Source organism: Trichocoleus sp. FACHB-591 (genome assembly GCF_014695845.1).
Lineage (GTDB): Bacteria > Cyanobacteriota > Cyanobacteriia > FACHB-46 > FACHB-46 > Trichocoleus.
The window spans coordinates 1-22,273 of record NZ_JACJPA010000095.1; the positions used below are offsets into that span (position 1 = coordinate 1).

Annotated in this window: 18 protein-coding genes and 3 pseudogenes; 13 read left to right on the forward strand and 8 right to left on the reverse strand. The window is 49.2% G+C overall.

Annotation, left to right across the window (positions count from 1 at the left end; genetic code table 11):
- The 9 genes and pseudogenes from H6F90_RS17925 to H6F90_RS17960 all read left to right on the forward strand — a co-directional run.
- Positions 1–555: pseudogene (locus H6F90_RS17925) on the forward strand (IS630 family transposase); the annotation flags it as partial.
- A gap of 71 nt (positions 556–626) precedes the next feature.
- Positions 627–1,963 (forward strand): annotated as a pseudogene (locus tag H6F90_RS17930) (IS701 family transposase).
- Positions 1,964–2,186: 223 nt separating this feature from the next.
- On the forward strand, positions 2,187–3,350 hold the full coding sequence (gene ssuD / locus H6F90_RS17935; protein WP_190553680.1) for an FMNH2-dependent alkanesulfonate monooxygenase: 1,164 nt from the start codon (positions 2,187–2,189) through the stop codon (positions 3,348–3,350).
- Between the two features lie 19 nt (positions 3,351–3,369).
- Entirely contained in the window at positions 3,370–3,933 is a 564-nt protein-coding gene (gene ssuE, locus H6F90_RS17940; RefSeq protein WP_190553681.1) for an NADPH-dependent FMN reductase, read from the forward strand.
- Between the two features lie 13 nt (positions 3,934–3,946).
- The gene (locus tag H6F90_RS30770; protein ID WP_242024521.1) at positions 3,947–4,201 is read left to right on the forward strand and encodes a hypothetical protein; all 255 of its coding nucleotides are present in this window, start codon (positions 3,947–3,949) and stop codon (positions 4,199–4,201) included.
- 4 nt (positions 4,202–4,205) lie between these two features.
- On the forward strand, positions 4,206–4,961 hold the full coding sequence (locus H6F90_RS17945) for an aliphatic sulfonate ABC transporter substrate-binding protein (RefSeq protein WP_242024522.1): 756 nt from the start codon (positions 4,206–4,208) through the stop codon (positions 4,959–4,961).
- Positions 4,962–4,965: 4 nt separating this feature from the next.
- On the forward strand, positions 4,966–5,820 hold the full coding sequence (locus H6F90_RS17950; protein ID WP_190553682.1) for an ABC transporter permease: 855 nt from the start codon (positions 4,966–4,968) through the stop codon (positions 5,818–5,820).
- Between the two features lie 5 nt (positions 5,821–5,825).
- Complete coding sequence (locus tag H6F90_RS17955; RefSeq protein WP_190553683.1) at positions 5,826–6,602, forward strand: ABC transporter ATP-binding protein; 777 nt, start codon at positions 5,826–5,828, stop codon at positions 6,600–6,602.
- A gap of 26 nt (positions 6,603–6,628) precedes the next feature.
- A complete protein-coding gene (locus H6F90_RS17960; protein WP_242024523.1) occupies positions 6,629–7,828 on the forward strand; it encodes an acyl-CoA dehydrogenase family protein in 1,200 nt (399 codons plus the stop codon).
- Between the two features lie 57 nt (positions 7,829–7,885).
- Here H6F90_RS17960 and H6F90_RS17965 read toward each other — a convergent pair whose 3' ends face one another.
- Positions 7,886–8,878 carry an isopenicillin N synthase family oxygenase gene (locus H6F90_RS17965; protein ID WP_190553684.1) on the reverse strand — a complete coding sequence of 331 codons (993 nt, stop codon included), beginning with the start codon at positions 8,876–8,878 and terminating at the stop codon, positions 7,886–7,888.
- Between the two features lie 160 nt (positions 8,879–9,038).
- Here H6F90_RS17965 and H6F90_RS17970 point away from each other — a divergent pair, with 160 nt between their 5' ends.
- Complete coding sequence (locus tag H6F90_RS17970) at positions 9,039–10,388, forward strand: selenium-binding family protein (protein WP_190553685.1); 1,350 nt, start codon at positions 9,039–9,041, stop codon at positions 10,386–10,388.
- Positions 10,389–10,397: 9 nt separating this feature from the next.
- Positions 10,398–10,673 (forward strand): annotated as a pseudogene (locus tag H6F90_RS17975) (2Fe-2S iron-sulfur cluster-binding protein); the annotation flags it as partial.
- 37 nt (positions 10,674–10,710) lie between these two features.
- Here the strand turns inward: H6F90_RS17975 and H6F90_RS17980 are convergent.
- From H6F90_RS17980 to H6F90_RS18000, 5 genes are all read right to left on the reverse strand, one after another.
- Positions 10,711–11,760, reverse strand: a complete 1,050-nt coding sequence (locus H6F90_RS17980; RefSeq protein ID WP_370588041.1) for a sulfonate ABC transporter substrate-binding protein — start codon at positions 11,758–11,760, stop codon at positions 10,711–10,713.
- A gap of 173 nt (positions 11,761–11,933) precedes the next feature.
- Positions 11,934–13,472 carry an amidohydrolase family protein gene (locus tag H6F90_RS17985; protein ID WP_190553687.1) on the reverse strand — a complete coding sequence of 513 codons (1,539 nt, stop codon included), beginning with the start codon at positions 13,470–13,472 and terminating at the stop codon, positions 11,934–11,936.
- A gap of 46 nt (positions 13,473–13,518) precedes the next feature.
- Positions 13,519–14,883 carry an LLM class flavin-dependent oxidoreductase gene (locus tag H6F90_RS17990; RefSeq protein ID WP_190553688.1) on the reverse strand — a complete coding sequence of 455 codons (1,365 nt, stop codon included), beginning with the start codon at positions 14,881–14,883 and terminating at the stop codon, positions 13,519–13,521.
- A gap of 442 nt (positions 14,884–15,325) precedes the next feature.
- Entirely contained in the window at positions 15,326–16,288 is a 963-nt protein-coding gene (locus tag H6F90_RS17995) for a D-2-hydroxyacid dehydrogenase (protein WP_190553689.1), read from the reverse strand.
- 148 nt (positions 16,289–16,436) lie between these two features.
- Positions 16,437–17,114 (reverse strand): glutathione S-transferase family protein, encoded by a 678-nt coding sequence (locus H6F90_RS18000; RefSeq protein WP_190553690.1) that lies wholly within the window; start codon positions 17,112–17,114, stop codon positions 16,437–16,439.
- A 162-nt stretch (positions 17,115–17,276) separates the two neighbouring features.
- On the opposite strand from H6F90_RS18000, the gene H6F90_RS18005 reads away from it, so the two are divergent.
- Both H6F90_RS18005 and H6F90_RS18010 read left to right on the forward strand, forming a co-directional pair.
- On the forward strand, positions 17,277–18,074 hold the full coding sequence (locus H6F90_RS18005; protein ID WP_190553691.1) for a class I SAM-dependent methyltransferase: 798 nt from the start codon (positions 17,277–17,279) through the stop codon (positions 18,072–18,074).
- A gap of 158 nt (positions 18,075–18,232) precedes the next feature.
- Positions 18,233–19,054: a dienelactone hydrolase family protein gene (locus H6F90_RS18010; protein ID WP_242024524.1), complete on the forward strand. Its 822-nt coding sequence runs from the start codon at positions 18,233–18,235 to the stop codon at positions 19,052–19,054.
- Between the two features lie 90 nt (positions 19,055–19,144).
- On the opposite strand, the gene H6F90_RS18015 is transcribed toward H6F90_RS18010, so the two are convergent.
- Positions 19,145–19,945, reverse strand: coding sequence for an SDR family oxidoreductase (locus H6F90_RS18015; protein ID WP_190553693.1), 801 nt, complete (start codon positions 19,943–19,945; stop codon positions 19,145–19,147).
- Between the two features lie 48 nt (positions 19,946–19,993).
- Complete coding sequence (locus tag H6F90_RS18020) at positions 19,994–21,832, reverse strand: iron uptake porin (protein WP_242024525.1); 1,839 nt, start codon at positions 21,830–21,832, stop codon at positions 19,994–19,996.
- Positions 21,833–22,273 lie beyond the last annotated feature (441 nt).

Genomic DNA, 22,273 nt, shown 5'->3' on the forward strand with positions numbered 1-22,273 from the left:
AAAAAAACTTACGGCTGCCGAGAACGCGACGAACTCAAGCGTCAAGGGTTTGAGGAGCGATTGAAGCGCAAGGAGCCTCATCAGATTGTCTATGTCGATGAAGCAGGCATCGATAATCGAGCCGATTATCCCTATGGTTACGGTAAAGTGGGAGAACGCTTCTACACCCTCAAGTCAGACAAGCGGACCGAGCAGGTCAGTTGGATTGCCGCCTTGAAAGTAGGATGCTTGTTCGCACCCATGACATTTGAAGGGTCTTGTAACCGAGGCTTGTTTGAGATGTGGTTGGAGAAGAGCTTAGTGCCGCAACTGCAACCAGGAGATGTGGTTGTGATGGACAATGCGAGTTTTCATCATTCCCAGAGCATTGAAGAAGTTGTGACAGCAGCAGGCTGTGAACTTTGGTATCTGCCTCCTTATTCTCCAGATTTGAACTCGATTGAACATTGGTAGTTTGTCCTCAAGAATTGGATGCGACAGCGATGGAATGAGTTTGCCAACTTTCGTGATTGTGTGGATGCCGCATTCAAGCAATGTCCTAAGGTATATCCGTAGGGCCATATCCCTCATTCATCACTCTAGCGAGAGTAAGATCAACATAGATGCGCTTGCTTGAGGTGCCTGTGATGGTTGAACCTCGTCTCCCTCAATCCACAGTTCGTTTTGTCGATAACTATTGTCGAGCCTATCAGCATCTCTTTAGCGATGTCCGCAGTTTTGAAGCGTTCACCTCGCTGCATCTTGGCTTGGTTGGTCCGCTGCCTCGCAAGTCTTTACCTGCTATCGCCAAAGCAGTCGGCTTGCCCAATGACCAAGTGCTGCACCACTTCCTGACCCACTCCCCCTGGCAAGTCGAAGCCGTACGCTATCAACGGCTGTCTCTGATTCTCGAACAAATCCAGCAACAACCCATTGTGCTTGTCCTTGACGACACCGGAGACCGCAAAAAAGGGAAAACGACCGATTACGTGGACAGGCAGTACATTGGCAATGTAGGCAAAGTGGATAATGGCATGGTTTCTGTCAATGCCTATGGCGTGCTGGGCGACCTCACCTTTCCCTTGCTGTTCAAAGTGTTTAAGCCCCGACGTCGCCTCAAAGTAGAGGATGTTTACCAAACCAAACTCCAACTAGCCCAGCAAATCATTCAGGAACTGCTGGAGTTTGGCTTTTGCTTTTCCTTAGTGTTGGCCGACAGCTTCTACGGAGAGAGCCATCCCTTCTTAGATGTGCTCGACGAGTTGAAGTTGCCGTGGATTATAGCGATTCGCTCGAATCATGGCGTGTGGATGCCTAAAGAAGCAGAGGTGAGCTACAGTGCTTGGCAAGCATTCGAGCGAGTGTTTGCTAATGGTGAGACTGAGACGCGATACATCCAAGAAATTATCTTTGGTCGTCGCTTTGAGTGGCGATACTGGACGCTGACCAACGACCCCGTTGTGTTGCCTGCTAACAGCACGTGGATGGTGATGAGCCACTTGCCCTCTAAACAAGACCAAGCAAAGTTTATTGGCAATCTCTATGGGCTGCGCACCTGGATAGAATATGGCTTCAAGCAGTGCAAAAACGAGTTGGGATGGGCGGATTACCGACTCACGCACTACGAGCAAATCGAACGCTGGTGGGAGATGGTATCGAGTGTCTATCTCATGGTCAGTTTGCAGTTTTATGGATTAGGCGCTCAACCGCCTGGAATCCTCGATGAGGGCCAACACGAGCTCTTGACGCGGTTGCAGCAACATCCTGATTGGCAGAGGCGAAGGGATGGAAACGACGTTTCAACAACGTACAACTGCTGGTTCAACCCTTTATCTTTTTCTGCCTTCTTCAACCTTGGATGAGGCTATTTGATATCTCTACCTTAGAGCGTGGCTTTGCTAAGCTCATCAGGATCATCAATGCCTTTCCAGGTTGGTCACCGTTGACTCCTTCGGCTCCTATGCAACATTTTTCTTCTGCCTAGAGTGATGAATGAGGGATATTAAAGGCAATTTGCCAAGCAGGAGAGACATCACCAGCGCGCTGAGAAAAAGCAGAGAGGGGTTGATTGGCTTAGCTATCTATGCGATACTCTTGACCTATACGCTTAAACTACGGTTAGTCGGTAGAGTAACTGTAGTTTATTGGCTAGGGAATTTAAAAGCTTCTAGCTCAGGCGGATTGTTTCACTTTCGTCAACGACTGCAATGCAAGTTCTTTGGTTTATTCCAACGCATGGAGACGGTCGCTACCTGGCAACAGCTGAAGGGGGGCGAACCACAGATTACGCCTATCTCAGGCAGATTGCTCAAGCAGTCGATCATCTGGGTTACACAGGGGCACTGCTGCCAACTGGACGATCTTGCGAAGATGCTTGGGTTGTGGCTTCCACGCTGGTTTCTCATACCCAGCGAATGCGCTTTTTAGTGGCCATTCGTCCGGGTTTGATGTCTCCGGGAGTCGCAGCTCGGATGGCAGCCACCTTCGATCGCCTATCGGGAGGGCGATTGCTGATTAATGTGGTAACAGGCGGTGACCCAGTCGAGTTGGCGGGAGATGGTGTGCATCTCAGCCATGACGATCGCTACCATTTGACTGATGAGTTTCTAGCCGTATGGCGGGCGACTTTAAGGGGAGAGGAATCTCATTTCAAAGGAGATTATCTGGATGTTCAGGGCAGCAAACTGCTGTTTCCGGCTATCCAAAAACCTTATCCGCCGCTGTGGTTTGGTGGCTCATCTCCCATTGCTCAACAAATTGCCGCGAAGCATGTCGATGTCTACCTAACTTGGGGAGAACCGCCTGCTCAAGTGGCTGAAAAGATTGCTGCGGTGCGCCGCTTGGCAGAGGCAGAGGGACGGACGCTAAAATTTGGCATTCGCTTGCATGTAATTGTGCGAGAAACAGAAAGTGCAGCGTGGGAGGCAGCTGAACAGTTGATTCGTTATGTGGATGAGTCAGCGATCGCCGCAGCTCAAAAAGCCTATGCTCGGATGGACTCGGAAGGCCAGCGCCGCATGACCCATCTGCATCATGGTAGTCGTGAAGCATTGGAGATTAGCCCCAATTTGTGGGCTGGGATTGGCCTGGTTAGAGGTGGGGCAGGGACAGCGTTGGTGGGCGACCCGGATACAGTGGCTGCTTGCATGCTGGAGTATGCCGAGTTAGGCATCGATACCTTTATCCTGTCGGGCTATCCCCATCTGGAAGAGGCATACAGAACGGCAGAGCTGTTGTTTCCTCGGTTGCCCTTAGAAAATCAGCCCGCAACCCAACAGCATGTCATGTTTAGCCCCTTTGGTGAGATTGTCGCCAATGAGGTTTATCCCAAACAGTTAGACACTCAAACCACACTCGCAACTGTAGATTAATTAACGAGGTTTTGTCACTATGGCTTATGTTTTAGCGATCGCAGGTAGCCCTTCTCATCCCTCTCGCACTTACAGCTTGTTGGAGGATGCCACTCAGCGTTTACAACAGCAGGGTATTGAAACTGGGATTCTCTCGGTGCGCGATATTGCTGCTGAAGATTTAGCTTACGGTCGCTATGATAGTCCTGCTTTGGAACAACCCAAGGCCCTGATTGAGAAAGCCGATGGTTTAATCATTGCCACTCCCATCTATAAAGCTTCCTATACCGGAGTGTTGAAGGCATTTCTGGATCTGTTGCCGCAGAAGGCATTAGTCGGAAAAGTAGTGCTGCCACTGGCGACAGGAGGCACGCTCGCGCACTATCTCTCGATCGACTATTCCCTCAAGCCTGTGCTCTCAGAGTTGGGGGCGCGGAATTATATCAGCACGGTCTATGCGATCGACAAGCAAATTCAACGTTTAGGAGAGGGCGGCATTCAACTGGATGATGAAGTTGAGCAACGCTTGAATCTCTCCATCCAAGAGTTAGCGATCGCGGTGACTCAAGCTCAGGCAGCATCCAAAGAACTTGCTCCTGCCTAGGATTGGATGAAACATGATGATTCGTCGCAATGATCCATTTTTCAGGCGCTTCCCCATCTGGTTAATGGGGGTTGCCTGTGTCTTCTGTTTTTCGATTTTGAGCAGTTGCAGTAGCCACCAAGTTGCCGCTGATCGCCCCAATACGATTCGTCTGGACTACGCCTATTACAATCCGGTGAGTCTGGTTCTGAAGCAGAAAGGTTGGCTAGAGACAGACCTGAAGCCAGAGAATGTGCAGGTGGAATGGGTCTTGAGAAGGCAGCAATAAGGCATTGGAATTTCTCAACGCCCGCAGTATTGACTTTGGTTCTACCGCAGGTGCCGCTGCCCTGATTGGCAAAGCGAATGGGAACCCGATTAAATCCATTTATGTGTATTCCAAACCGGAATGGACCGCCTTGGTCACCCGTGCCGATTCACCGATCAAAACGGTTGCTGACCTGAAAGGCAAGAAAGTGGCTGCCACGAGAGGCACCGATCCTTATATCTTTCTGTTGCGATCGCTGGATCAAGTGGGTTTGAGCGAGAAGGATATTGAGTTAGTCCAGTTGCAACATGCGGATGGCCGAGCGGCGTTGGAAAAAGGAGATGTGGATGCCTGGGCAGGACTCGATCCTCACATGGCAAAAACAGAGCTGGAAAAAGGCTCAAAACTGTTCTTTCGTAAGCCTGATTTCAATAGCTACGGCGTCCTGAATGTGCGGGAGGAGTTTGCTCAGAAATATCCCAAGTATGTAGAGCAAGTCTTAGCCAACTATGAAAAAGCCCGCCAATGGGCGCAGCAAAATCCTGCAGAACTAAAGCAAGTCTTGGTGCGGGAAGCCAAGCTGACGGATACCGTGGCGGCTAAACAGCTAGAACGCACTGATCTATCTAACTCGCGGATTGGCGAGGAGCAGAAACAGGTGATTTTGGCGGCAGGGAACGTGCTGAAAAAAAGTGGTGTGATTCAGGATGGTGTGGATGTGGAGCAAACCGTTACTGCACTGATCGATCCTCAATTCATCGCCAAAGTTGCCAGTCGCTAAATTCATGAGCATCCAGACATCTCGGCGATCGCGATCGGTTACTGTCCATAAAAAACTCCAGCTAGGGAAGCTTGCTGTATCTCGCAAGCGGCGCTTCCGCTCGGCTGGAGTAAGAGGATTCGTTTTGCCTGTGCTCCTCCTGATTGGGTGGGAAGCCTTATCTCGCATGGGAGTCTTTCCCCCCAATCTTCTTCCTGCTCCTTCTACGGTAATTGCTGCCATTTGGCAGTTAGCTCTCAAGGGAGATTTATGGAAGCACATTGGCATCACGCTATATCGCGTTGCCTTTGGCTTTATCATCGGAAGTGGCCTAGCGACGATTTTCGGTGCCTTGACGGGCTACTCTCGGCCTGCTCGCCAGTTCCTTGATCCACTGTTGCAATCCCTCCGCAGCATTCCCTCTCTAGCTTGGGTGCCGCTGTTTATTCTGTGGATGGGGATTCAGGAGCCCTCGAAAATTGCCCTGATTGCAGTGGGCGTATTTTTTCCGGTGTATTTGAATCTCATGAGTGGCGTGCAGGCGGTCGATCGCAAATTGGTGGAAGTGGGTCAGGTGTATCGGCTAAACAGTCTGCAACTGATCTGGCGTATCTTTCTCCCTGCGACGCTGCCTGCCTATACGGTGGGACTACGCAGCGGTTTGGGGTTGGGCTGGATGTTTGTGGTGGCGGCGGAAATGATGGGAGCCAGCCAGGGATTGGGCTATTTGCTAGTAGATGGCCAAACCACAGGTCGTCCAGAGATCATTCTAGCCAGCATTCTGTTATTTGCCATGTTTGGGAAACTGACAGATATGGCTCTAGCTGCAATGGAAAAACGCCTGCTCTACTGGCAAGACGCTTACGGCTCACAGAGGTAACGGCAATGCTCCAACTAGAAAGCGTTTCTAAACAGTTCTCGAATCAATTTATTGCCTTAGAAGAGATCAATCTCACTGTTGCTGCGGGTGAGATTGTCAGCCTAGTGGGAACCAGCGGTTGCGGTAAAAGCACATTGCTGCGGCTGATCGCGGGTCTAGACTCACCCACACTAGGCCAGGTTCTAATTGATCAACAAGCGATCGCATCTCCGCATCCCAAAATTGGCATTATCTTTCAGGAGCCACGCCTGATGCCCTGGCTTTCGGTGCGAGAGAATGTGCAATTTGGCCTGGAAGGTGTTGCCCAGGCAGAAAAAGAGCGGTTGACCGATGTGATTTTGGAGCGCGTCGGCTTGATGGCATTCTCCCAAGCGCTACCCCGTCAGCTTTCCGGTGGGATGGCCCAGCGAGTGGCGATCGCTCGGGCTTTAGTCACAAAACCCTCGATTCTGCTGTTAGACGAACCCTTCAGCGCCTTGGATGCCTTCATCCGTATGAAGCTACAGGATCACCTACTCAAAATTTGGGAATACGATCGCCCGACTCTGATTTTGGTCACTCATGATATTGAGGAAGCCTTGGTATTGAGCGATCGCGTTATTATGTTGCGAAGCAATCCTGGTCATATCCATCAGGAATTGATCCTAGATTCACCTCGGCCTCGCAGACGTACTGACTCCCAATTTCAGCAGTGGAAGGAGCAACTCCTTCAAGCTTTGGATCTCACGGTTGAGGAGCGATCGCCAGAATCTGACAGCCCATTGTTAGCGGTTGAGGTTTGATGGAGATGCTCTACAGTTCATGATTGATGATTGATTGCATTATGCAGCTATTGAATTCAACCACCTCACAGGATTATCTGGCGATCGCCCAAGCTTTGGCAGCAGAGTTTGCCAAGACAGCCGTTGAGCGAGACAAAACAGGCGGCACACCCAAACAAGAGCGCGATCGGATTCGGGAAAGTGGTCTACTGCATCTCATGATCCCAACCGAGTATGGCGGCATGGGAGGAGATTGGATTACGGCATTTAGGATTAGCCGAGAATTTGCCAAAGTCGATGCCGCGATCGCCCATGTTTACTCTTACCACCATCTGGGGGTGGTAATTCCTCATATCTTTGGTACCGCAGAACAGCGAGACTATTATTACGCTCAAACGCTGCAACACAACTGGTTTTGGTGCAATGCTCTCAATCCCCTCGATCGCCGAACAATTTTGGCTCCTGACGGAGATCAATTTCGGCTGAACGGGACTAAAGGCTTCTGTTCTGGCTCGAAAGATTCTGATATCTTGCCCATTACTGCCACTCATCAGGAAACAGGTGAGCTATTGGTTCTAGCCATTCCCACTCAACGCGACGGCGTTAGCATTCAAGATGATTGGGATAATATGGGCCAGCGCCAAACCGATAGCGGCAGCATTGTATTTGAGAACGTGGTGGTCCATGCCAATGAGATTTTTGGCAAGCGGACAGGCCACAATCAACCGTTTAGCACTTTCCGAGCTTTATTGACTCAGCTCAATCTGGCTAACATCTACCTCGGCATTGCCCAAGGTGCCTTTGCCGCCGCCAAAAACTACACTCGCACCACCACTCGTCCTTGGTTGACCTCAAGAGTCGAGAGCGCCACACAAGACCCGTATATCTTGCAACAGTACGGCGATCTGTATGTGAATTTGCAAGCTGCTGAATTGTTAGCTGACAAAGCGGGAGACTTGCTTCAAGCCGCTTGGAATCAGCAGTGGAGCTTGAGTGCCGAGCAACGGGGAGAATGCGCGATCGCGATCGCCACTGCCAAAGTTGCTGCGACTCGGATTGGGTTAGACGTGACCAGCCGCATGTTTGAAGTCATGGGTGCCCGCTCTACCAGTAGTAAATATGGATTCGATCGCTACTGGCGGAATCTCCGCACCTTTACCTTGCACGATCCAGTCGATTACAAAGTGCAAGATATTGGGAATTGGGCCTTGAATGATGAATTCCCCAAGCCTAATTTCTATTCGTAAGCCTGTATTTATAAGCACAGAGTGTAGGGATTTTTACCTGCACCCTGATGTTTTGCGTCAAAATGTTTGCTGGCGTAGCTCAGGAAAAACCTTGGCAACTTTGTTCAATATATAGTCACCGTAAGTGCCAGAGAACTCATGAACACTGGCTTTGTCCCATCGTTCGCTTTGGTTATCATCCACAATCGCTCCTATGAATTCAATGGGATGCATTTCAGCAGCGAAATTTGGATCGAAGAAAAACGGAAAGGATAAGCGATCGCGGCCAGATAAATTTTTAACTCGATGAGGAGTAGAACGGTAAAGCCCACCTGTCAGGCGATCAAGCATATCACCAATATTACAAATGAATGAATTGGGTACAGGTGGTGCGTCAATCCAGCCTGATTTTGACTTCACCTGCAAACCGCCAGCATCATCTTGTCTAAGGATAGTTAACAGACCATAATCGGTATGTTCACCCACCCCCCAAGAAGGTTCCTGCGGATTATTTGCAGATGGGTAGTTGAAGATGCGAAATAGAATCAGAGGATCATCGGTGTAGCGATCGCGGAAGTAAGATGCCTCCAGCCCGAGGCTAAGCGCAATTCCAGCCATCAATGTGTGCCCTAGCTGGGTCATTGCTGCCAAATATTCCAATACTGTTTCACGAAATTGGGGAATATCTGGAAACAGGTTTGCCCCATGCATCGGTATCTCGTTTTGAACTGCTGGATGGGTTGCGTCTAACTCTGCCCCGAAATAGATTCCCTCTTTGAGATCGGGTTGCCCCGAAGTTAACTCACCTCCTATCGGGAAATAGCCCCGCCAGGCTCGTCCGCCTTTCGCCATTTGGATCTGCATTTTAGTCGCTAAATCTTGAGCAAAAAATTGACGGCTCTGGCGTTCTAAGCGTTGTTGTAATGCTTCATCAATGCCATGTCCCACGACATAGAAAAAGCCTGTGTTGCAGCAAGCCTGACGAATTTGAGTCGCTACAGTATCTGGCTTGCGACTAGACACTAAAAGACTGACATCAATGATGGGAATTTGAGAGGATGGAGTTGCCATAATTACTGCTTCAAACCACCTGGCTGAACTGAGTATTTACTGAATAACCCAAGAAGATTAAAAAATATGGTAAATCGATCAGCTTACTGTTTATAGATATTAAATCTAGACCTAGAATGAAATCAGTCTCCCAAGTTTACGCATCAGTAGAGGTCACTCTATGTCTCACGCTTGCTGTGGTCCCGGTTATGCTTCGCCTGAAGCCGCTATGCAGGGAGAGAGGGAGAAACTACTGTATACAATCGCCCTTTATACTGGCTCCACGATTGTAGAACCCGACTACTTAGCTACCGTTGATGTTGATCCAGAATCGCCCACCTACTCTCAAGTGATTCATCGTCTTGCCATGCCCTATGTTGGCGATGAGCTGCATCATTTTGGGTGGAATGCTTGTAGCTCCTGTCATGGAGATGTAAATAAATCTCGGCGCTATTTAGTGATCCCAGGGATACGCTCCAGCCGAATCTACATTATAGATACGATTGAGGCCAAAGCTCCTAAGATTCACAAAGTGATTGAACCGGAAGAAATCAAAGCAAAAGCTAACTTGACTGCGCCTCACACCGTTCATTGCTTAGCAAACGGACAGGTAATGATCTCTATGCTGGGCGATCGCGAAGGCAATGGTCCTGGTGGCTTTTTGCTCCTTGATGATAACTTCGATATTCTCGGTCGCTGGGAGCAAAACGCCAGTGGCATGAAATTCAATTATGACTTTTGGTACCAACCTCGCCACAATATTATGGTGAGCAGTGAGTGGGGCGCACCCAAGACCTTCTATCCTGGTTTTGATCTTAATGATGTGGCTGCTGGAAACTATGGGCAACATCTCCACTTTTGGGACTGGGAGAAGCACGAAATCATTCAAAGCGTGGATTTAGGCGAGGAGGGGTTGGTTCCCTTAGAAGTGCGGTTCCATCACAATCCAGATAGCACTCATGGGTTTGTTGGTGCTGCGTTAAGTAGTAATATTTGGCACTGGTACAAAAATGGTACCTGGCAGGTCAATAAAGTCATTGATGTGCCCAGTGTGGATTTAGAAGGATTTCCGATCCCCTTGCCTTCTTTGATTACGGATTTGATTATGTCCTTGGACGATCGCTTCCTCTACTTCTCGAATTGGTTACATGGAGATATTCGCCAGTACGACATTAGCGATCCGCAAAATCCGAAGCAGACAGGTCAAGTGTGGGTCGGTGGCCTGCTAGGTAAAAGCAGTGAAATAAATGGTCACAAGCCCGTGGGTGGTCCCCAAATGTTGCAACTGAGCCTCGATGGCAAACGTCTGTATGTGACTAATTCCTTATTTAGCACTTGGGATGACCAATTCTATCCCGATCTAGCGAAAGCAGGCTCTTACATGCTGCAAATTGACTGTGATATCGAGTCCGGCGGATTGGCAGTTAATCCCAATTTCTATATTGATTTTGGGGCAGAACCAAAAGGTCCGTCGCGAGCCCATGAAATGCGTTATCCCGGTGGCGATTGCACCTCGGATATTTGGGTATAAAAGGCTGGGATGCAAACTTACCGAGTTGAGTTGGTCAACCGCGATCGCGTTACGCTGGAAGTTCCAGAGAACCAGACGATTCTGGAAGCTCTGGAACAGGCGGGAATACAACTCCCGGTGGGTTGTCGTTATGGCGCTTGTGTTACCTGTGCCGCCAAACTGATTCAAGGAGAAGTGGATCAGACTCAACAACAGTGCTTGAAACCTGCTCAGTTAGCGGCAGGCTTTGTGCTGTTGTGTATTGCTTATCCTCGCTCAGACTGCCAATTAGAGGTCGGTCGGGAATGCCAAAACTCTCTCTACATTAACCCATTTAAGGTACTCAAGGCTGAGACTGCGCCACCTCCTGAACTTTGATCGGCTTCGGCAGTATCTTTAACTCGACGAAGGCATCCGCCACCTGCTGCTGGTAGTTCACGACATCCGGTTTGAGAGGCTGTTGAACGCCATAGGGACGTTCTTTCAAAATCTCTGTGAGCGTTGGCGGATCAATCCCAATCTGCGGTGACAAGAGAGCGGCTGCCTGAGTGAAATTACTCTGTGTCCACTCATTCACCTTTTGAGTTTCTTCGATAATTGCCTGGAGGCGATCGGGATGTTGTTCGGTAAATTGCTGGGAGGCAAGATAAAACTGGCGATTGGCGACCAAATCTGAGCCATCCTGCAAGACTCGGGCACCCAACGCCTTTTTAGCAACCGTCAGATAAGGCTCCCAAATCACCCAGGCATCCACGTTTCCTTGCTCAAATGCGGCTCGGGCGTCCGCAGGGGCTAGATAGACAGGTTTGATATCACTATATTTCAACCCTGCCTCTGCCAACGCTCGAATCAATAAATAATGCACATTGGAGCCTTTGTTGAAGGCAACTTTTTTACCCTTCAAGTCAGCAACTTTTTGTAGTGGCGAATCCTTGTCCACTAAAATCGCCTCACCTTTGGGGTCAGGGGGTTCATGGGCCACATAAACCAATGGGGTGCCAGCGGCCTGGGCAAAGATTGGCGGTGTCTCTCCGGTGGAGCCATAGTCAATACCACCTGCGTTGAGCGCTTCCAACAGCGGTGGCCCTGCGGGAAACTGCACCCATTGTACGGAGATCCCCTGCTCCTTCAACCGCTTGTCTAAATCTCCGCGCGCCTTCAGCAGAAAGAGGGTGCCATATTTCTGATATCCAATCCGCACCACATTGCTCTCTGCCTGATTTGAAGTGGAGGGATTGCTGGTATTGGCTGTACCAGCAGGTGCCGCACTCAGAGTTGATGTGTTTGTGGCATTGGAAGAACTATCCGATGAGCAGGCAGAGAGACCACTAATGCTGACGCCCAACACTAATAGGAGGGCCAGAGGCTGAAGGGAAAATCGGACCGAAAACACAAATAACTCCTGATCTAGCGTACTGTTTTTTGGAGAAGGGGTATGCGATCGCCTGAAAGCTGACTACATATGGTTTTGGCAAATATCGGTAGGGGCGGTTTTTGTCATAAAGTCGCTGCACAGTTGATAAGCTACCTATTAAACCCGCCCCTACAACTACCTCAACTAGCGGTTTACGCTGTTACCAGGCTCTTATCTTCTGCTTGAGATGCCACAGGCTTGACCTGGGATTCGATCGCTGTACCCGTGAAGAAATCAGGGTTAGCTTCGGTGTAGAACTTGTAGGGGTTTTCAAACACATAAGCTTTGAAGTCAGCTTCAGAAATCACGCCTTCTTCTACCAGTTCCCAGCTTTCAGCCAAGGGAGCAGTCAAGTCAGGCACATCCCAGTGACCCACATCTGAGGAGTAGATGGCGTTGATCTTGACGCCCAAGGGATTCGCTTTATCGTTGAAGGCAGCGGCGATCGTGCGATCATCAGATTCAGAACCAAAGAAGAAACTGTTGACCCAGCGATCGCGGATATCCTCAATGGTTTCAATTCCGGCGGCGGCAAAATCTTCTAGCTCGCTACCCACAGGCGATCGGCTATGACGGTTAAAAGAAGATCCAAGAACTGTTGTCTTGAGTTCTTCTTTGCTCAGGGAATGTCCTTGCGTGATTTCGCCACCGAAGCGCTCGAATAGCTCGAACAGTTCATTGGCGTTTGCCAAGTCAGGATTGTAGTTTTGTAGCGCTTGCAAATTGCGCTTAGAGAAGCGATCGACTAGGTGAATGTAGACATGGGCGCCCCAGTCGGCACCTCCTTCCAACATACCGATGCGCAATTGTGGGAACCGCCGAGTTACCCCTCCAAAGAACAAGGCTTTAGCGAAAGCTTGGGAACCATCAGCAAAGTGACCGATGTGGTTGTTCATGTAGTTGCTGATGGAGGAGCGTCCTGTCCATCCTTGGCTACCATAATGAGTAGTGACAGGAACACCCAACTCGACGACTTTTGCCCAAAATGGATCGTAATCGTATTCGCTGTCTAAGCCGTAAAAGTCGATGTACGAGGCATACTTGGCAATTTCAGGATATTGATCGGGGGGATATTTGTCTGCGATCGCCTTGATCGGTCGCTTCACACCTCCAGGGATATTGATCACCTTCAATCCCAAAGTTTTGACCGCGAATTCTAACTCTTCAATCGCTTCTTGGGGAGTCGTCATTGGGATGCCCGCCACAGGGGTGAGGCGATCGCTATATTTGCGATAGATATCCGCATGGTAATGATTGACAGCCCGCTGCAAGGCTTGACGGTGCTCTGGACCAGCGCCTGCGGGTGCTAAGACATTGTTGGGAAACAGCACCGAGTAGTCTGACCCTTGCTCTGCCTGCCGCTCATAAAAGAGTTCGGGCAGCGTGTATGTGGCGAGATCGAGGGTGTTGCGGGTGACTCTGGCCCACCAAGGCGATCGCAGCGTGCGGTTATACTGACGCTCCTCTGGCGTTTGCTGATACCAATCTTTACCGTCGGTCTTAGAGTTGAGACGTGAAGATTCTGCCTTCCGCAAGGCATCTACCAGTTTTGCCCCACCGTACTTATCGATGTAATCTTCTAGCGCAGGGGTGAAATCATTGGTGTGAACATCAGTATCAATTACCGGATAAGGCAACTTAGCCCGGATGACAGCGGAAGGAGAGTTTTTCAAGCGGCTATACTCAACCATGTTTTTTCTCCAGAAATACAGGTTTTGCGATCGGACAACTCGTAACTTACGCCAGTACCAATTGCTCTTCTTTTCGTTGAGCAGCGAGACGGTGAGCAGGACGGCGTAGTCCTAGGTTTTCCCGCAACGTACTGCCCTCATAGGCGGTTCGGAACAGTCCGCGTTTCTGCAACACGGGAATCACCAGGTTGACAAAATCATTTAATCCAGTCGGCAGGATGGGAGGCATGATATTAAAGCCATCTGCCGCACCGTTGTTAAACCATTCTTCCAGTTGGTCAGCAATGGTTTCAGGCGTACCTAAAATCGTGCGATGACCGCGTGCTGTTGCCAAAGAGAGATATAGTTGGCGCAGCGTCAGGTTGCCACGAGCCGCTAAATCGCTGACTAGTTTGAGGCGGCTCTTGTTGGTATTAGTGTCACTAGGCAACTCAGGAGCCAGATCATCCAAGGAATATTTCGAGAGATCCACGCCTTTGTAGTAGTTTTTCAGAATCCCCCAAGCCACATCAGGATGAATCAACGATTGCAGAAACTCATACTTCTCCTGCGCTTCCTCTTCAGTGCGACCAATGATCGGGAAGGCTCCAGGCATGATTTTGAGGTCATCAGGCGATCGCCCATATTTCTCCAGCCGCCCTTTGACATCAGCATAAAATTCCTGAGCATCTGCCAAGGTTTGATTAGCGGTGAAGATGACCTCAGCCGTACGAGCCGCTAAATCTCGTCCTGCTTCCGAGGCTCCTGCCTGCACAATCACAGGATATCCCTGGGGTGGGCGACCTACGTTTAAGGGGCCTTTAACGGAAAAATGTTTGCCTTTGTGATTCAGGACATGGAGCTTCTCGCGATCGAAATAGACACCTGATTCACGATCGCGGATAAAGGCATCGTCCTCCCAGCTATCCCACAATCCTTTCACCACTTCTACAAACTCTTCGGCCCGCTCGTAGCGTTGACTGTGGTCTGGGTGATATTCCAATCCAAAGTTTTGAGCGGCGTTCTCGTTGCCTGTGGTAACTACATTCCAGCCTGCTCGACCTTGACTTAGGTGATCCAAAGAGGCAAACTTACGAGCCAAAGTGTAGGGTTCTTCATAGGTAGTCGAAGCAGTCGCAACAAAACCAATGTGTTTAGTGACCGAGGATAAGGCAGAGAAAAGCGTCACTGGCTCAAAATGAACGATCTTGCCATTGCGATTCTGGGTCTCCGGCGCACCCCCCCAAACACCAGGACTATCTGCTAGAAACACTGTATCGAACAAACCCCGTTCAGCGGTCTGAGTAATTTCCTTATAATGTTCAAAGTTTAAACCTGCATCAATCTGAGCTTCAGGATGCCGCCAAGCAGAGATATGATGTCCCGTTGCTTGGATAAACGCACCTAAACGAAACTGACGTTTTGTGCTCATAAGCTTGCTTCTATTGTTTAATTGCTGATTGTCACTTCGCGGAAGACTTTTTAAGGTGGTGTTGTTAGCTTCTAACCACTGTTTGGCAAACTCTCAATGACCTGAAAATCACTATTCACGTTTGCCAAATATGAGTGTGATCAAGAATCTTTTTAACGACCAACCTTGCTTGCAACACTCACATCCTGCCAATCAATAATCTGACGGAAGGATAGGCCAAACTACAGCGGGACTTTGACAGGAGGAGGGAGGTTTTGCATCAACTATGAATGCATAATACACGAATTGTTAGTCTATCTAACAAAAACTTTGAGGCGCTGTGTGATTCATGATTGCATTCCTATTTCTGAGATGAGATTAGCGGCATCAATGGTTTAGTCAGCAACGACTAGCGCGATCGCCAGCCCATCGTAGCCCTGACTAACAACGATTTGAACTCGCCCTAATAGCCTGCGGTTTTATCTACTACGTTTCGAAGCGATTGGCCTGATTGGTAGCGGATCAGGTTATCCAGAAACAGCGCGATCGTGCGTTCTGCAATCCGAGCTGAAAAGCCAGAACAATGCGGGGTGACAAAGACATTGGGTAAGGACCAAAAAGGACTCTCAGGCGGTAAAGGTTCTGTATGAAACGTATCCAGTCCTGCCCCAGCAATCAAGCCTTCCTTAAGTGCAGTGATTAATGCTGCTTCATCTACTACTGCTCCTCGCGCAATGTTGATTAAATAGGCAGTAGGACGCATTGCTTGTAATGCACTTGCATCAATTAAATTGCGAGTTTCGGGTGTGAGAGGAGTTGCCAAGACGACATAATCGGCTTCTGGTAGCAGCGATCGCCATTCATTAGTGCCCACAATCCGCTCAAACCCTGGGGTGGGTTGTGGGTGACATCGAGAACCCCAAACCTGCATGCCAAAAGCACTGGCCCGCTTAGCAATTTCTTGCCCAATACTGCCTGCCCCAAGAATGAGCAGCGTTTTGCCCCATACTTCCTGAAGAGGGAGTTGAATACTCCGCTTCCAGGTATGACTGGCTTGCAATTCCAGCAAGTGAGGGATTGTTTTGGCGTGAAATAAGATATAGGTCAGGACAAATTCAGCGATCGGAATGGCAAAGGTACCTGCTCCATTGGTGAGTGTGATATCACGTTCTAAATAGGTGGGAGTGAGGATATGATTGACACCCGCGCTCGGCGTTTGATGCCAGCGGATCTGGGGTGCTGCTGCTAATACCTGATGAAGCAAATCAGGTTTGAGGTAGAACCAGTTGAGATATACCTCAGCGTCACTCGGGTCACCCTCAAACTTGCCGTTAATATCGACCCAAGCGACTTGCAGATCGGGATCGAGTTGAGACAGCTTAGGTTCTAAATCAGGGGCGAATTCAGTCGGTAAGAGCAGTTTCATCAGTTTGCCAGATCTCTACAGTCACGATCATTTTAGGTCCAGGGTTTGGTGCGTGACTGACCAGGAAGGAGGATTGTGAATGGTTGCCGAGGAGATGAGACGATCGCTGTAGATCCTCATCTACCCAAAAGGTAAAACTAGCAGAATCTTATTTTTGAGCTGCACCCACCGGAGCAGGTTCACCCAGAATTTTGGCAAAACGCTCCAAGTAGAACTCTGTGGAGTTGGCAACTGCTTGAATCGAGGGGCGATCGCGCACAACATTCCACCATTCTTGCAAGCGTGGTGTTTCAGCAGGGAGATTAAAGTTGCGGAAATGTTCTAGCAACGGTAGACGCTCAAACCAGGGATAAAAGCTGATATCAACCAAGCTCAACGATTCTCCCAACCAGTATTGTCCTTCAGACTTACCCAACCCTTCTTGCTCTAAATACAACAATGCTTCTAGAAACTCACGCTGTCCTTGTTCTCGCTCCTGTGCATCTTTGCCACGCAGGAACTTGCTAAACGCAGGTACAAAGCGGGTGTTGGCATAGTCAATCCAGATGCGGGCGATCGCTTTGGCTCCAGGATCACGAGGCAGGAGGGGTGGTTCTGGAAACACTTCATCCAGATACTCGTTAATAATGGCAGACTCGTAGAGGGTTAGATCGCCATGTTTGATCGCCGGAACTTTGCCGTAGTGGGAAATTTGGGTATATCCTTCTGGCTTGTTCTGCAAATCAATTTCAATGGGGGTGAAGTCAATACCCTTTTCGAGTAGAACAACACGGGTGCGTTGGGCGAAGGTCGAGGCTTTCGCGAAATAAAGTTCAATCGTGCTCATAGATTAATCTCAAAATACGGTTTGTCGAGCGAATTACCGTAGAATACTTGAAGAGTATCACATGTTCCCTAAAGGAAACACAAGTTACTACGATACAAAATTCAGTGTTTAACTAATTGTTAGATTAACTAATAAAATAGCTCTTATGGATAGAGTATCAGTATGGCTCTTTATGACGTGATCGGAAAAGGCTACTCGCAGACCCGGAGGCGAGATCCTCAAATTACTGCCACATTGCTAGAGATCCTGGCACCCTCCCAAGCATCTGTTGTGATAGATATTGGTGCTGGGACAGGTTCTTATGCGATCGCGCTAGCTGAACAAGGGTATCAAGTTCTGGCTGTAGAACCTTCAGCAACGATGCGTAGCCAAGCCATCGCTCATCCATCAGTCCATTGGAGTGATGCGGTTGCAGAAACTCTGCCATTGCCTGATGGGGTAGCTGATGCAGCAATTATGATGCTAGCTTTCCACCATTTCTCAGATCCTCAGCAAGCATTGCGAGAGATTGCTCGCGTTACGGGGAATGGACCTATTATTTTATTTACTTACGATCCAGAGAAAATTACTGATTTTTGGCTAACGCAATATTTTCCTTCCTTTGTCGCAGATGTGGAGTCTACGTTTCTGCCTATCTCGACGTTAATCTCTACTCTGCAATCGATTACTGGAAACCAGGTTAGGGTGCAAACCTTTCCATTGCCGCACAATCTCTCAGATGCTTTCGCTGCGGTTGGTTGGGCTAGGCCAGGAATGTATTTGGATAGCCGTACCCGCAACGGCATCTCTTCATTCGCGAAAATTGACAAAACTGAACTTAACCAGGGGTTGTCCCGCCTACAGAAAGACTTAGAGACAGGCAGGTGGAACCAAGCGTATGGCTATCTGCGCCAACAAAGTCGTTATGATGTTGGGTACTGCTTTATCTACACAGATGTCACTTCAGCGATCGCGATTTGACTAATCCAAAAGCAGCGAGTGGCAAATTGGATTCGTTAAATCAACAAAATTATTAGTATATTAAATCATTAGAGTATCTAACTATCTAGACTCAGCGATGGTTAGCAAGTAGTATTTACCTTCCTGTTGGATCAATACTAGATAAGAGCATGAAAGCAATGACACGTCGTGAATTTATTGCCACCACAACTCTAGCGACAGGTTTCACTTTGGCAGTGCAACCGATCGCGGAGAGTATTATCGCTACCGACCCCACAGGATTAATCGCAGGTGCGGTAAACATTCCCGTCAAAGATGGTGAAATTCCTGCCTATCGAGCACAGCCTGCCACTGGAAAGAATTTTCCGATCGTTTTGGTGATTCAGGAAATTTTTGGGGTGCATCAACACATCCAGGATGTTTGCCGTCGGTTTGCCAAGCTGGGATATGTGGCGATCGCCCCAGAACTCTTTGCCCGTCAGGGAGATGTTTCTCAGTTAGATAGCATTGATGAAATTCGTCAGGTGGTCGCCAAAGTGCCTGACGCGCAAGTGCTGTCTGATTTAGATGCCACCATCAACTGGGCCGTGAAGTCATCCAACGGTAATTCAGATAAATTAGCGATCACAGGCTTCTGCTGGGGGGGGCGCATCACCTGGCTATACTCGGCGCACAATCCTCAAGTCAAGGCAGGAGTAGCGTGGTACGGGCGATTAGTCGGTAATACCAGTGAGCTCACGCCCAAGCACCCCGTTGATGTGGCCTCCAAACTCAAAGTACCTGTTCTCGGACTCTACGGCGGTCAGGATACAGGCATTCCTCTGGATACCGTGGAGCAGATGAGAGAGCAACTAAAAGCAAGCCGCAGCCAATCGGAAATCCTCGTTTACCCAGATGCCCCCCACGCCTTCTTTGCTGACTATCGCCCTTCCTACCGAGAAGTAGATGCTAAGGATGGCTGGAAGCGGCTTCAGGCATGGTTTAAGCAGCACGGAGTTTAATCACATCCATAAAAAAATGGGCGAAGCATTCAATTACTCACGAAATGCCTCGCCCAGGAGAGCACTTAATTTTCGGCACCTAGCACTCCGCTAGACACCCGGCGTAGTGCCACCATCTACCAGAATTTCGGCTCCTGTGATGGAAGCAGCCAAATCAGAGACTAGAAATAAAGCTAAGTTGGCAATTTCCTCAGGTTGCGCCATTTTCCCCAAAGGGATAGATTTCACCGTCTCAGCTTTGATTTCTGCTACGCTCACGCCTCGGATTTGGGCATTTTGTTCGGCCAAGCGATCGCCCCGTTCTGTTGCCGTTGCGCCGGGAGAGATGGCATTAATCCGGATGTTGTGCTGAGCCAGCTCTTTGGCAATGCCGCGAGTAAAGTTGAGCAATGCAGCGTTTGTTGTGCCACCAGGAAGGAAGCTAGGGCGGGGGGTACGTCCTGCTCCGCCGATGATATTGACAATTCTGCCATCCCGTCGCTGGATCTGATCAGGAATGACCGCTTTGACGAGGCGGATATAGCCCAGCAGTTTGAGGTTCCAAGCATCTACAAAGGTTTGATCTTCTAGATCGAGAAATGCACCCGCTTGAGCAGACCCAGCATTGTTGATCAAGATATCAATCTGACCGAAGGCTGCTAGTGTTTTTGACACCACAGTATCTACTCCTTCAGCTTGAGAGAGATCGGCACTGATGGCAAGCACTTGGTTTCCCTGATTGGGTAACTCGCGAATTGCCTGAGCAGCTTGCTCCAATCGCTCTGGATTCCGAGCCGCGATCGCAACACTGACTCCTTCACGATACAGTGCTTTGGCAATGGCAAATCCAATCCCTGCACTGCCTCCCGTGACGATCGCGGTTTTACCCGCTAAACTTAATTCCAAACTCATGACTTACCTCCTAATTGATCTAAATAGATGGTGAGAAGAAATGAAGGACTAGAAGGAGAAGTTCGTCCGCAGGGCACCCACCCAAATCGCATCATTCGCGTCGTTATGTTCTGGTGCGGTGACGACAAAGACATTCGGGGTGACACTAATGTTGTCTGTTAGCCGGAACGTGTAGAAAGCTTCCAAGTGTAGTGAAGTATCGACATCTTCACGAGGAGCCGCTCCGGGTCTAGAGCGGTAATCGTTGCTAGTCGCTTTTGGCGGCACCCCGACCACGAATCCCCCTAAATTCCCTCTGGCAAACAGATCTGGGAATGCGACTATAAGTGCCCCGTGTAAGATGGTGGCATCGTTATCTCCTCCACTTAATTGATGAGCGCGAGTGTACCCAAACCAACCACTCAGATTGAGTGTGGGACGGGCTCTCCAGTTAAACTCCACACCAAAGTTATCGGAGGCTGTGGCTCTTTGGTCAAATGGGTTTCTGGCAAAGGCGCTGCCTGTGCCACCCGTGAGGTTAAAACCTGTATTGTTACCAAAATACTTGCGTCCATAAGTCAGTCCCAGATCAAACTGACGACTGGGGGAGAAGGTTAACTGAGCAATGGCGAGATTATTGCCTTCAAAGATCCCTCGACCGTTTTCAGGTTGGCTAGCCTGGTTATTATCTACTATGTAGCCTAGACCGAGTTGCAATTGGGGATTAAACTTGTAGGAAACAGCAGCACCCGCACCATCAAACCCAGGCCGATACAAGGTGTGGTTGAAGGCGGCAAAGCGAGAACTTGCTCCTGTGGGTCCCCCTACTAGGGGGTTGAGAGTTGGTAAAAAGACAGCGGGTTGCAACGCTCTCGGACCAATCCAAGCAGTTAGCTTGTCATTTACCGGAAAGCGATAATACAAGCGATCGAGAAACAAATCGTTATCCTCAAAGGCACCCTGTCTCTCAAACCCAAAGCGGGTCATCTGTGTTCCCGTTTGGGAAGAAAAGTTAGGGATATTGCTGGCCTGTAAGCCTGTGGTCAGTTGGTCTTTTCCGGTGAAGCTGGTTTGCAACGTCAGGCGGGTACGCTGGGCGAAAAAGGTAGTTGTCTCATCTTTCGTATCGTCTTGGTGCGTATTATTGGCGCGATCGCCAAAGGTATCCGCCACGATGAAAGTTACATCTCCTCTGAGCTGGGTAGTGGTCGAGAACTGCTGCTGTTCTAGCTTGGCAGTCTGGGCTTCCAAGGCATCAACTCGACCCCGCAAGGTTGCCAGTTCAGCGCTAAACTCTTCTTGTAACCGCTGAAGCGTTTTCAGATCTTCAGTCGTGGGGCCATCTGTAGCCGCAGCAATTAGCTCATTCACGCGGTCTAAGCAAGCATTTAAACCAGCCGCAAATTCATAGCGAGAGAGCGATCGATTGCCGCGGTAGGTGCCATCGGGATAACCTGCAATGCAGCCGTAGCGCTCAACGAGAGACTGGAGGGCTTGAAACGCCCAATCGGTAGGAGTGACATCCGAAAGCTGAGATACAGACGTAACCTGAGATAACGCTGGGCTAGGCGTGATAGATGCCTCAACAGTAGAAATAGGTTTGCTGCTAGGAGGGACAACTTGGCTAGGAAGGGCAACTTGGGAGATCTGAACGCTCTCGCTGCTGCTAGGAATGTCTGGGGAAGGGACAGGTTGTGGTTGAAGCGTGATGTATGCGATCGCGGCCTGCTGTTCTGTTGAATGTTCTGTTGAAGCTGGAGATTCTGGCGTATTTGCCCAACTGCGGGCAGGAATCAACAATAACCCTAAAACTCCTAGGCCAAGCAGACTCAACCGCACCTCACGCAATTGCCACCGATGTTGCGACATAATAAACTTTCGTCCCCTCCAGTCGTAAGTAATAGTCATGAATAATGAATGAGCACCCACTTGGATGCGTCAAATTAGCAGCGTCTGCGATCGCGCTGCCAAACTAGATTTCAAGAATTTCTGTCATCGCTGAATCTGGTAGAAACTCGTTCTTGATTCAGCAGTGCTAAACCTTGCTCGGCATGTTTAGGACAAGAGATATACAGAACTGTAATCGGTTAATCTACGGTAAATCGATGGGATTACAGTATTTTCTTGTAGAAGTCATCGTTACATAGAGATGGGTGAAAAGCAAGCACATCGGTTTCAGATTTTTGGCTAAATCTCTCGGTTAGGCCCAACTCGATCTGATCATCTTTCTCATCCTTAGGATCGATTTAGGCCACCTGATGCTATGGAGCCTTGACTAAACCAATTACTTTGGCAGACAATAGCTCCACATATCAGTTAGATGATCTAACAATTTGCTCAGCAATTAGT

Bases quoted from the DNA above. Each gene is read 5' to 3' on its own strand.
- ssuD (WP_190553680.1), top strand. From the start codon at position 2,187: ATGCAAGTTCTTTGGTTTATTCCAACGCATGGAGACGGTCGCTACCTG.
- ssuE (WP_190553681.1), top strand. From the start codon at position 3,370: ATGGCTTATGTTTTAGCGATCGCAGGTAGCCCTTCTCATCCCTCTCGC.
- H6F90_RS30770 (WP_242024521.1), top strand. From the start codon at position 3,947: ATGATGATTCGTCGCAATGATCCATTTTTCAGGCGCTTCCCCATCTGG.
- H6F90_RS17950 (WP_190553682.1), top strand. From the start codon at position 4,966: ATGAGCATCCAGACATCTCGGCGATCGCGATCGGTTACTGTCCATAAA.
- H6F90_RS17955 (WP_190553683.1), top strand. From the start codon at position 5,826: ATGCTCCAACTAGAAAGCGTTTCTAAACAGTTCTCGAATCAATTTATT.
- H6F90_RS17960 (WP_242024523.1), top strand. From the start codon at position 6,629: ATGATTGATTGCATTATGCAGCTATTGAATTCAACCACCTCACAGGAT.
- H6F90_RS17965 (WP_190553684.1), bottom strand. From the start codon at position 8,878: ATGGCAACTCCATCCTCTCAAATTCCCATCATTGATGTCAGTCTTTTA.
- H6F90_RS17970 (WP_190553685.1), top strand. From the start codon at position 9,039: ATGTCTCACGCTTGCTGTGGTCCCGGTTATGCTTCGCCTGAAGCCGCT.
- H6F90_RS17985 (WP_190553687.1), bottom strand. From the start codon at position 13,472: ATGGTTGAGTATAGCCGCTTGAAAAACTCTCCTTCCGCTGTCATCCGG.
- H6F90_RS17990 (WP_190553688.1), bottom strand. From the start codon at position 14,883: ATGAGCACAAAACGTCAGTTTCGTTTAGGTGCGTTTATCCAAGCAACG.
- H6F90_RS17995 (WP_190553689.1), bottom strand. From the start codon at position 16,288: ATGAAACTGCTCTTACCGACTGAATTCGCCCCTGATTTAGAACCTAAG.
- H6F90_RS18000 (WP_190553690.1), bottom strand. From the start codon at position 17,114: ATGAGCACGATTGAACTTTATTTCGCGAAAGCCTCGACCTTCGCCCAA.
- H6F90_RS18005 (WP_190553691.1), top strand. From the start codon at position 17,277: ATGGCTCTTTATGACGTGATCGGAAAAGGCTACTCGCAGACCCGGAGG.
- H6F90_RS18010 (WP_242024524.1), top strand. From the start codon at position 18,233: ATGACACGTCGTGAATTTATTGCCACCACAACTCTAGCGACAGGTTTC.
- H6F90_RS18015 (WP_190553693.1), bottom strand. From the start codon at position 19,945: ATGAGTTTGGAATTAAGTTTAGCGGGTAAAACCGCGATCGTCACGGGA.
- H6F90_RS18020 (WP_242024525.1), bottom strand. From the start codon at position 21,832: ATGACTATTACTTACGACTGGAGGGGACGAAAGTTTATTATGTCGCAA.